This is a genomic window from Ferrimonas pelagia, assembly GCF_039543565.1.
GTDB classification, from domain to species: domain Bacteria; phylum Pseudomonadota; class Gammaproteobacteria; order Enterobacterales; family Shewanellaceae; genus Ferrimonas; species Ferrimonas pelagia.
Window position 1 is genome coordinate 33,176 of sequence record NZ_BAABJZ010000083.1, and the last position, 11,197, is coordinate 44,372.

8 protein-coding genes and 1 tRNA gene are annotated in these 11,197 nt (G+C 54.9%); 2 read left to right on the forward strand and 7 right to left on the reverse strand.

From position 1 onward, the window contains the following. Nucleotides 1-282: 282 nt before the first annotated feature. The 4 genes from ptsG to ABEA08_RS12855 form a co-directional block, all read right to left on the reverse strand. Nucleotides 283-1,977: a PTS glucose transporter subunit IIBC gene (ptsG, locus tag ABEA08_RS12840; protein WP_345335729.1), complete on the reverse strand. Its 1,695-nt coding sequence runs from the start codon at nucleotides 1,975-1,977 to the stop codon at nucleotides 283-285. A gap of 25 nt (nucleotides 1,978-2,002) precedes the next feature. Then, entirely contained in the window at nucleotides 2,003-4,594 is a 2,592-nt protein-coding gene (ptsP, locus tag ABEA08_RS12845; protein ID WP_345335730.1) for a phosphoenolpyruvate--protein phosphotransferase, read from the reverse strand. 617 nt (nucleotides 4,595-5,211) lie between these two features. Then, nucleotides 5,212-5,655, reverse strand: a complete 444-nt coding sequence (locus tag ABEA08_RS12850) for an LPP20 family lipoprotein (RefSeq protein WP_345335731.1) — start codon at nucleotides 5,653-5,655, stop codon at nucleotides 5,212-5,214. After that, nucleotides 5,652-6,281 carry a FlgO family outer membrane protein gene (locus ABEA08_RS12855; protein ID WP_345335732.1) on the reverse strand — a complete coding sequence of 210 codons (630 nt, stop codon included), beginning with the start codon at nucleotides 6,279-6,281 and terminating at the stop codon, nucleotides 5,652-5,654. Before ABEA08_RS12855 ends, ABEA08_RS12850 begins: the two co-directional genes overlap by 4 nt. Before the next feature lie 138 nt (nucleotides 6,282-6,419). Between ABEA08_RS12855 and ABEA08_RS12860 the strand changes: the two genes are divergently transcribed. After that, on the forward strand, nucleotides 6,420-7,547 hold the full coding sequence (locus ABEA08_RS12860; RefSeq protein WP_345335733.1) for a flagellar assembly protein T N-terminal domain-containing protein: 1,128 nt from the start codon (nucleotides 6,420-6,422) through the stop codon (nucleotides 7,545-7,547). A gap of 145 nt (nucleotides 7,548-7,692) precedes the next feature. Here ABEA08_RS12860 and aqpZ read toward each other — a convergent pair whose 3' ends face one another. After that, a complete protein-coding gene (aqpZ, locus tag ABEA08_RS12865) occupies nucleotides 7,693-8,397 on the reverse strand; it encodes an aquaporin Z (RefSeq protein WP_345335734.1) in 705 nt (234 codons plus the stop codon). 259 nt (nucleotides 8,398-8,656) lie between these two features. Between aqpZ and ABEA08_RS12870 the strand changes: the two genes are divergently transcribed. After that, a tRNA-Arg gene (locus tag ABEA08_RS12870) sits at nucleotides 8,657-8,732 on the forward strand. A gap of 177 nt (nucleotides 8,733-8,909) precedes the next feature. On the opposite strand, the gene ABEA08_RS12875 is transcribed toward ABEA08_RS12870, so the two are convergent. Together ABEA08_RS12875 and ABEA08_RS12880 are read right to left on the reverse strand one after the other, a co-directional pair. Next, complete coding sequence (locus tag ABEA08_RS12875; RefSeq protein WP_345335735.1) at nucleotides 8,910-9,983, reverse strand: serine/threonine-protein kinase; 1,074 nt, start codon at nucleotides 9,981-9,983, stop codon at nucleotides 8,910-8,912. Next, nucleotides 9,980-11,059 (reverse strand): serine/threonine protein kinase, encoded by a 1,080-nt coding sequence (locus tag ABEA08_RS12880; RefSeq protein ID WP_345335736.1) that lies wholly within the window; start codon nucleotides 11,057-11,059, stop codon nucleotides 9,980-9,982. The genes ABEA08_RS12875 and ABEA08_RS12880 overlap by 4 nt, the downstream gene beginning before the upstream one ends. Nucleotides 11,060-11,197: the final 138 nt, after the last annotated feature.

Genomic DNA, 11,197 nt, shown 5'->3' on the forward strand with positions numbered 1-11,197 from the left:
CTCCCGCTCTGTCTGATCGCTTGCTGCTCTCCGCACTTCGCTCCCGCTCTGTCTGATCGCTTAAAGCTTAACGCTGACCGCTGCTCTCCTGCGCTGCTCTCCCGCACTTCGCTCCCGCTTTGACTGATCGCTTACCGCTGAAAGCTTATAGCTGCTCTCCCCCGCTCTGACTGATCGCTTACCGCTGAAAGCTGACCGCTGCTCTCCCGCACTTGCGCAAACAAAAGCCCCCGCTGCCTTACGGCAACGGGGGCTTGTTCTAACGCAGAGCGTCAGTTGCGATTAGGCCACTTTGGCTTCCAGCGCTTTACCCAGACCCGCAGTGTTCTCTACGAACAACAGGTGGGCAACCGCACCGTCCATCACAACCACGTGCTGAACACCCGCCGCCACCAGGGCGTCTTTGTTCAGCACAGCGGTGTCTGCCAACTCAACACGCAGACGGTTGTCAGCGATGGCTTTGACGGACTTCAGACCAGCCAGCTCGGCGGACAGGGCGTCTGCTTTCGCTTGGTCTTCCGCAGAGGCTTCAACCACGGCTTCAGCAGCTGCAGCTACCGGCTTGGCCGCTTCGAAACCGCCAGACTTGAGCATCTCTTCCATCTCAGTCTTAGTGATCTCAGCGGTGGTGCCGACGATCGCCTGGATGGCGTTACCAGACACCAGGACACCGGAGGCACCCAGTTGCTTCAGGCGAGCCTGATCCACCTTGGAAGCGTCAACCACGGTCATACGCAGACGGGTGATACAGGAATCGACGTTGGCCAGGTTTTGCGGGCCACCGAAGGCTTCGATGAAGTTCTGAGCACGCTCGGTACCTTGACCGGCATCCACTTCCTCAACGTCGTCATCACCGCGACCCGGGGTCATCAGGTTGAACTTGGTGATGGCAAAGCGGAACACGGTGTAGTAGATAGCGGAGTAACACAGACCGATAGCGATCATCAGCGGCACTTTCTGCGCGTTAGCACTCAGTACCACGAAGTCGATCAAACCGTGGGAGAAGCTGGTGCCGTGCACGATACCCAGACTGTTGGACACCACGTAAGCGGAACCCGCCAACAGAGCGTGGATCACGTACAGTACCGGCGCAACGAACATGAACGCAAATTCCAGCGGCTCAGTAATACCGGTCAGGAAAGAGGTCAGCGCAGCGGATACCATCAAGGAGCCGACTTTCGCTTTGTTCTCAGGCTTAGCGCAGTGAATGATGGCAAACGCCGCAGCCGGCAGACCAAACATCTTGAAGAAGTAACCACCCGCCAACTGACCGGCAGTCTCATCACCCGCCAAGAAACGGTTGATCACGCCACGCGCAACTTCACCATTAGCCAACTCATAAGAGCCCGCTTCGAAGAAGAACGGTACGTTCCACACGTGGTGCAGACCGAATGGGATCAAGGAGCGCTCGATCACACCGTACAGACCGAAGGCCAACGTTGGGTTCTGGTAAGCAGCCCAGTGGGAGAAGCTGTCGATGGCCCAGCCGATCGGCAACCACAATACGGTCATGATCGCACCCACCGCAATGGCGGTGAAACCGGTGATGATAGGCACCGCACGCTTACCAGCGAAGAAGCCCAGGTACTGAGGCAGCTCCAGCTTGAAGAAACGGTTAAACGCCCAAGCCGCAATACCACCGGCGATGATGCCACCCAAAACACCCACATCGGTGCCCGGTGCCAACAGCGTGATGGTCTTGATCATGATGGCGTAACCCACCAAGGCCGCAACGGCTGCGACACCGTCGTTCTTGGTGAAGCCCAGTGCCACACCCATGGCGAACAGCAGACCCATGTTACTGAAGACAGCACCACCGGCCGCTTCCAGCAACTGGGACACGATCTCAGGCAGGAAGCTGAAGTTGGCAGCGCCCACACCCAGCATGATACCGGCTACCGGCAATACAGAGACCGGCAACATCAGCGCTTTACCGACCTTCTGCAGGGTCGCAAATGCGTTACTAAAAATACTCATTATTCTATTCGTCCGTCACTCGGGCTTAAGCGCAGTTGGATTTGGCTTCGTGGGCAGCGTGAAACTCTTTCATCAGTTCACGTACCTGCTTGGCATCGGTGCAGGTCATGGCCTTCATCGCCAGCTCCTGACACTCGGCTTTGCTCAGGCTACGAACCTGATGCTTCACCTCAGGGATAACCGGTACGGAGCAAGACAGCTCCTCGACACCCAGACCCACCAGCAGTGGCACAGCGTCTTTCTCGCCCGCCAGACCGCCACATACGCCGGTCCACTTACCCGCAGCACGCGCCGCATCGGCAGTCATCTTCACCAGACGCAGCACCGCAGGGTGCAGGCCGTCGGCAATGCCCGCCAGTTTCGGGTGACCACGGTCGATCGCCAGGGTGTACTGGGTCAGATCGTTGGTACCGATGGAGAAGAAGTCCACGTGTGGTGCCAGCATGTCAGCCATTACCGCCGCAGAAGGTACTTCGATCATGATCCCCACTTCGATGGTGCTCATGTCGATCCCCAGCTTGGCAGCTTCTTCCGCCAGGATCTCTTTGGCCAGAGTCAGCTCAAACAGAGAGGAGATCATCGGGAACATGATGCGCAGACGACCCGCATCGGCAGCCTTCAACAAGGAGCGCAGCTGCTGACGCAGAACCGCAGGCTTGTCCAGACCAACACGAATACCACGCTCGCCTAGGAACGGGTTTTCCTCTTCTGGCAGCGGCAAGTAAGGCAGTGGCTTATCGCCACCCACGTCCAGAGTACGCACGATCAGCGGGCGATCGCCCAGCGTGGTCAGTACGTCACGAACCGCTTGCTCTTGCTCGGCTTCGGTTGGGAAGACCGCAGAGGTTTCGTACAGGAACTCAGAGCGCAGCAGGCCAACCGCCTCACCGCCCTTCTCAACCAGCTTAGGTGCGTCGGAGACTTTGGCGATGTTACCGGCGATCTCAACGTGCACACCGTCGGTGGTGTAGGCTTTTTCATCTTTCGCGGCGTTGGCAGCGGCTTGCACCTCAGCTTGACGCTGCTGTTGCAGAGCCAGCTCAGCCAATTCGGCGTCGGATGGGTTCAGCAGGATCTGACCTTTGGTGGTGTCCATCAGCGCGGCGCTGCCGTGCAGGTTCAGAACACGCTCTTCCACACCGGCCATGGCGGCAATGCCCATGGCACGCGCCAGGATCGCAGAGTGGCTAGAGGAGCCACCCAGCACAGTGGCGATAGCCAGTACGCGCTTAGGATCTAGGTTGGCAGTGTCGGAAGGGGTCAGATCTTTGGCCACCAGAATGGTGTTTTCTGGCAGATCAGAAGGGATGGTTTCCTGAGACAGACCCGCCAAGATGCGGGACACACGGCCACCAACATCACGCAAGTCAGCCGCACGGCCTGCCAGCAGCGCATTGTCCATGCCCGCCAGGAAGTCCGCTTGCTTCTCAATCGCTTTCGCCCAGGCAAAGCCCGCAGACTTACCGCTGTTGATAGCAGCAACGGCGGTGTCGTACACGTCAGGATCTTCCAGCAGCTCTTGGTGTGCCACGAAGATATCGGCCTTCTGGCCCATGCCCTTCTCGCGCAGCTCAGCCACAAAGGCAACCAGAGTTTGCTTGGCTTCAGCAACCGCTTTGTCCAGCGCCGCTTTATCCGCCGCCGCATCGGTACCCTGCTCGGTCACGGCCGGCAGTTCCGCTTCGATCACGTACAAGGTGCCCTTGGCTTGACCGGCAGACGCCTCAATACCAATGACCTTACGCTCGTCGTTGGATTTTTCGATCAGCAGAGACTCTTCGGCGTAGATATCGAAATCGTTGGCCGGAGCCTTCTTCTCAACCACCGCGTTAGGATCCGCACCCTCTTCGCCCAGACCCGCTTTCAGGCCCTCAACCAGAGCGGCGATCGCCGCGTCGGCGTCGTCACCGTGCGCCAGAACCTTCACTTCGTCACCGAAAGCGATGTTCATGCCCATCAGCGCAACCACAGAGCGCGCGTTCACTTGCTTGCCGTCTTTCTCCAGCATCATGGCGCTGTCAAACTGCTTAGCAATGGCCACAATGGCGGCGGAAGGACGCGCGTGAATACCGGTTGGGTTAATCACAGTCACCGGCTCGGAGGCTTGCATCTGCGCCGCATCAACGACCGCCGCAGTATCCGCCTTCAGCTGAGCTTCAAACAGGAAATCACCCGCCTGAACAAAGGTCGCATCCGTGGTCTTCAAAGACGCAATGCGGTCCTGATCGGTCAGCAAGATAACGGTACGCATGGACTTAACGCCCTGAGCCACCGGATCCATGTCCACTTCAACCAGCGGGGTCTTGGCGGTCACCTTTTGACCCGCTTCAACCAGCGCCTTAAAGCCTTCGCCACGCAGCTTAACGGTGTCCACACCAATGTGGATCAGCAACTCAACACCGGATTCGGTGGTCAAGGTAACCGCGTGGCGTGAAGGGTGGATCTGAGTCACAGTCGCGTCGCAAGGCGCGACCAGCACATTCTCAGTTGGGTCAACGGCAAAACCGTCACCCACCATCTTCTGTGCAAACGCCGGATCTGGCACATGCTCCAGAGGACAGGCAATACCGGTAAACGGCGAAAGCAGCTGGATCACTGCCGGTTTATCTACGGTCATGGGTACTAAGTCCTTAGTTTTTGAAATTGGTTGAGTGCATACGTCATTAACCTGTCTGGTGTGATCGCCTGTTCCAAGGCTCTCTTGATCACGGGTGGCACTTACATCGGCCGGTTCACAGGAATACTCATATAGATGGGTGCAACAGTAGCTTAAGGTGAATTAATTTCAGTGATTTAGACGACACTATTGGCACCGTTTTTTGTATTTATTACACAATTTGCTACCCCGCCCTCAAGTCTCGGACGACGTTTGCCGCGCATGCGCGAAATTCTGAAAGTGGAATTTATCCTACCCTGCGCCACGGAGCGCCCACTTCATTCGAAAAGTTTGATCCAGGCCGAGACAAACTGGATTTATATGAGGTCAAACTCAAATAATCGCAGCCGGATACAAACGCTCGTTATGTTGTTTAATTACAACAAGGATCCTGCCGTTACCCGTTGTTATTCCCAGTGAATTTACACAGCTTTGCGAAGCGTCAATGACCAGCCCGACAAAGCACGCGTGACCCATATCACGCTCCGTACAAAACCCCACGCTTGCGCTCAGCCTCAGTAAACGCCGAGAACAAAAAAGCGGCCTCATCGGAGGCCGCTCTGGATCAAGCAATGCGCTTAGTAATAGGTCACCTTACGGATCCGCTGTCGCGGCCGCTGCTGATACAGCTCCCACACGGTGCGAAAGTCCAACTCCATCTCGGTAATATAGCTGTCGCCCACCGGATAACTGCGGATCACCCGCGCGCCGCGGATCACGCCATCAACCTGAGCACGAAAGTTGTCGTCCGCCAGCACCAGTTCATCCACCACGCTGCTGCTCTGGATCCGCTGGCCATAAACCTGCTCCGCCAACTCTCGGTAAGCATCCAGCTTGGCCGCCCGCATCGCGCGGCGCATCTTCTCCTCATCATTGTTACCGAGCTGAGCAGAGAGTGGGGCGATCCCCGTGGCCGTCAGCACCGGAAAGCTGTCGGGCTGGATCGGCTCATATTCCACATGGCGATCCATCGCGCAACCGACCAGTAGCACACTCAAAACCAGACTCAACCACAGTTTCATTGCGCGCGCTCCCATTCAATCACCGTGCCTCGCCCACCATCGGCATGACGATACAACCGCCCCTGCTCCATACTCACCAACCCCGCCGGACGGAAAAACGCCGGCAACTGCTGCCACGGCACCTGGCCCTGACTGGCTGACAACACCCGATTGTTGGCCACGGACAAGATCCGACTGTGGATCTGCACCCCATCGCGACTGCGCGCAACGGTCGCCACCAAGACCTGATCCACCGACATCTCGCTGGACAACTGAGTGACATCCCGGCTCAGCAACAAATTTCCGCGCTCGCCGATACGCACCCGATCCGAGCCATTGAGATCCACCACCTGCATCCCCTGCTGGTGCAGCGCCGCGACCATCGCCTCGCCCAGTTGCAGCGAGAACGCACTGCTGCGCTCATACTCATCCAGCATCACCGGCGTGGTGATCGCCAACACCGGCTCACCGTCCCTATCGCTGTGATGACGCATCAAGTCGACCGCGATGCGGTCCGCCAGCGCATTGATCGCCCCTTGAGGCGGCAAAGGCTTGCCGCCATCGTCAAAGCCTGAATATTGTTGCTCGCCCCCAAATGGGGCACAGGCGGTCAATAAACCCGCCAGCAAGACTGCGACCCAACGCATGTTTGCTCCTTCCGCACACAATTTGCCTTATTGTCCTTGGCTATCGGCGCAAAAACCATAACCTTTAGGCACACCACTTGCTTATAATCGCCATACCCAAGAAAACAGACCCTTGCGACGCGGAAGCTACCCAACCTCATGAGATCGACCTTAGCCTTACTCCTAGCCCTGCTGATCAGCCCCAGCGTATTGGCCCTGCCCTTTGAGATCACCGGACAAGCCCCAGTGATCAACAACGACGAAGACGACGCACGGCGCCGCGCCATCGATCGCGCACTCAGCCAGGCGATCTTCAGCCAAGGCGGCATGGTCGACTTTAACCAGAGCAGCCAAAACGGCGTGCTGGAGCAGGAGCAAGTGAGCTGGCAAAGCCGCAGCCAAGTGCGCTCCATGGAGTTGCTCTCCGAGCATCGCAAAGGGGATATCTACTCCGTTGAGCTGCTGGTTGAGCTCGAATCGGCCAGCGACAATCAATGCCAGGGGCTGGTCGGCCGCGCCGCCATCACCCTGCCCCGCGCTCAGGTGCGCTATCGGGAACAATTGGTGCCCGGTGGCCTCTACGAGCTGGACGGCGCCTTCGTCCGCCTGCTCGCCAACGCCATCAGCGGCGAATCCCGCAACGCCTTCGCCAGCGCCCGAGACGATCTGCGCCTCGATCTGCTCTCGCCCCAACCCGACTGGATCATGAGCCTGGGTGAGCAAGAGGGCAGTCAATATATCTTGAACCTGATCATCGACGATCTCAGCGTCGATCGTCCCGACAAACTGTTTGGCTACATAGAACGCGATGCCACACGCACCATCGCCATCGAAGCGCGACTGTACGACGCCTTCAGTGGCGAGCGAGTCTGGCAGCAGCGCTACCGCAGCGCAGCTGCCTGGGAATACAAACGTCAAGAGATGGCCGATACCGCCACAGAGCGCTTCTGGGCCTCGGATTTTGGCGCCGAACTGCGTCGCCTCGGCATGGATATCATCGCCGATCTCGACGGACTGCTCACCTGCCAACCGCTGCAAGGGCGGATCACCCGGCTCGAGCACGACACCGCCATCCTCGATCTAGGCCTACGTAACGGCGTCCGCCCCGGCGACCGACTGCAGCTGGTGCAGCAGCGTGAGCTCAGCGGACAACACTGGGGCGAAGCGAGCCGCGTCACCCTCATCCTCGAACAAGTCCGCCCCGAGTCCGCCCGTGCACGCATTCAAGGGGATGGCGCCATGACCGGTGTCCAGATCGGCGATTGGGTCGAGCGCGCCAGCCGTTGATCCCAGCGCGCCGCCAGAAGTGAGTGCCCAGCAATGCGGCGAACGGTGATCAAGCCCAGAACGAGCGAGATCACCGTTCGCGATAACGACCTCGTTGACCGAGGCCAAAGCGCCGTTGTCCCGGCTCACAGACCGGACAATCGACTCAACCGTTCGACGCAGCCGGCGCCGGGCTGATCATTCGATACAACAAAGCGCCGATCATCGCACCGGCGATCGGCGCCAACCAAAACAGCCACAGCTGCGACAGCGCCCAATCCCCGACATAAACTGCCACCCCCGTGCTCCGCGCCGGATTGACCGAGGTATTGGTCACTGGAATGGAGATAAGGTGGATCAAGGTTAAACACAAGCCAATGGCCAAAGGCGCAAAGCCCGCCGGCGCCCGCTCATCCGTCGCCCCCATGATCACCACCAGAAACAGCGCCGTCATCACCACCTCGCACACCAGCGCCGCCGCCAACGAATACCCACCCGGAGAATGCGTACCATAGCCATTCGAGGCAAACCCCGCGCTCAGCTCAAAACCCGCCTGACCGGAGGCGATCACATACAGCACCCCACCCGCCAATATACCGCCAACCACCTGAGCAGCGACATAAGGCAACAGATTCGAAAACGGAAACCGGCCGCCAAGCCAAAGCCCCACTGACACCGCAGGATTCAAATGGCACCCCGAGATATGGCCGATGGCATACGCCATGGTCACCACCGTCAAACCAAAGGCCAGCGACACCCCAAGCAGACCGATCCCCACCTCAGGAAACCCCGCCGCCAGCACCGCACTGCCACAGCCTCCCAACACCAGCCAAAACGTACCGACACACTCCGCCATCGCCTTACGCACCATACTTCGCCTCCACCCACCAGACATTCAGCCGCCGCGTCGCAGCCGCAAAAAAGGAGCCATAAGCCTAGTGGAGGAAGCGACAAAACGTGAAGTTTCAGTGCGCTGGCGCCACATCATCGAAATAACCGCGAAAAAACGCCGACAATGCTCCCGCGATCAGCCCCATCAACGCCACTCGACGATAAGACTGGTGAGAAAAGCAGCACTTGCGCGTTAACCCTTTCTTTTCGCCACAAAATGTCGCTAGAATGACGTCCGTCTCCCCATAGCTCAACAGGATAGAGCAGCCGCCTCCTAAGCGGCCGATAGAGGTTCGAGTCCTCTTGGGGAGGCCAAGCTTGAAAAATAGTTTATATAAATCAATACGTTGAGCTTGTCCTCCGTCCTCAAGACCACCCATAGACCCCCTAATCCACATTAGATAGTTTCAATCATACTTCGATCGTATTGGTATCTAGGCAGTCTATCTTCCGCTCAACTATCTTCGCTTCCCCCACCGAGAGCTGAGTAGCTTAGCTCTTTAACTTAACTAGGGGATAAGCTCGATCAGCCCTCCCTCCAGCAAACTTTGAGAACATAACAGGCTCTCCGACGGACGGAAAATCGCCATACACACTATTCCTGTGATAGAAAACATCGTTACTGCCCTGCACAAAAATAAAACCATAACTGTTGTGCTGTAAGTTCTTGATATTTCCGACAAGCCTTTTACAAACTGGATAACACAGAGTGCTACATTTACTCACCAGTTGATCAGCAGTTGGTCGTTTGACAGGGTCAACTTGCAAACACTCTTCAATGATGTTTATCAGTTGCTCAGATAGTGATTTAAACTGCCTATTTGATGTAATGAACTCGGGGAACTCATCATACTTCCCTTCGAGTATCTTACTTACAGATCTCAAACCTGTTCCAAAAGGTTTCTTACCGCAGATAAGCTCATACATCATGGCGCCTAGAGACCAAACATCAGCCTTCAAGGTAACCTCTCTTGGAGTATCTATTACTTCTGGTGCCATATACGGCAAAGCTCCTACAGCGGTAGCAGAAGCACTTATCGTATCGTGACCTCCTTCAGCGGCTTCGACGATTTCCCCCTCAGCTAGCTTCGCAACGCCGAAATCCGTAATCTTGATTTCCTCGATATTAATTCCACCAGAAACCATAACATTCGTTGGCTTTAAGTCTCGGTGTAAAACGTTCACATGGTGTGACGCTGCAAGTCCCTTAGAAAGGTGGTGAAATACCTTGGCACAAAGAAATGGGTCTAACTTATCAACTTTTTGAAGAAGAGCCTTTTGCATATCATCGCCATATATCACTTCCTCAATAAGATATGATTTAGTATCTGACTCAATGTAGTCTAAAGTCTTTGCAATATTCGGGTGATTAACTCTAGCTGAAACGATCGCACTTCTATGAAACCTCTTTTCAGCCGAATTGTTCTTTGGAGTTTTCAAAGCGACCTGACGGCCTAAAACTTGATCATCGGCAAGGTAGACATATTGCATACCGCCTTCACCCAAAAAACCTTGAATGATGTACCTACCACCTACAACATCTCCTATAGAATGCGGCCCATTCATAAAGCTACCTCCGGATTAGATACATCAAATGTAATATATGTTCGTTCCCAGTTATGTCTATTTTGGTCACCTATCGCAACAACACAAGAGCCCGGTATTGCCATCCCTGATAATGCTCTAGTATCGTTAACAGATACTTCTCCAACTACGTTTTGAAGCCTAAAATCAAAACCATCATAAGTGATATTAAAAGAACCGATATTTCCCAAACTAAGAGCTGCTGACCGATTATGCATATCTAAAGTGTGCGTTTTTGCATTAGAAACCGCGAGTGCTTGATGTTTATTAAACAGTAAGTGCTTGGATAAGGCATCTCGTATTTTAGAGATACTTGGTCGCTGTTCTGGATTGCGAGAAAAGCAGGATTTAAATAGATCAATCAACTCACCATGCCCCTGAAGCAATGTTCCGTTAAATACATCATCTGGAGCAAGTCTTGGTGGAACTTGTCTAAGAAGTTTCGGTATATCTCCCGTCGCCAAATACAATGCAGTAGCACCATAAGCATATACATCGATAGCTTGTGTAAACTCAACTACTTCATTACTGTATAGTTCTGGTGCGGCAAAGCCTATGGTTCCTTTAAACCCAAGCGTTTTTGCCTCTTCACCAGTTTCCCTCGAGAGTCCAAAGTCAAAGATCTTTACAACACCCTCAGGATCAACTTTGATATTGTTTGGTTTAATATCCCTATGAATCAAACCTGCATCATGAATGTCCGATAATCCAGAGGCCACCTGCCACAGAACCCTTAAAAGGTCATCTTTGTCAGTTGGATGACTTGAACTGTCTAAGAGATCACTTCCATCAACGAACTCTAACACTATTCCTAGCTCGTCTTCTCCTGTTGAGATCAAATCATATACTTGAACAACGTTTTTAGATCTCATCTTTAGAAGAGCAGCAATTTCGTCTTTTATTCTATCAACTTCAATTCTATCCTTGATGAACTTAGTAGCTACATATCTATCAAGGTGCTGATCATTGCACTTTACAACCCCACTAAACCCACCGTATTCGGCTACATCAACGGGAACATATCTACCGCTTAGGTTGTCAACTATCGCTGTTGTCATTAAAGTCCATCCTCAGGGCGGGATCGTACTTTGTTAATGGAAGTTGATACCAGCGATCTGCTGTGATCTAATCGGGCTCTCCGTCATCATAGATCCCCCCCAAATGACCCTGATTGAACACCTCACCGTTATTGAAGA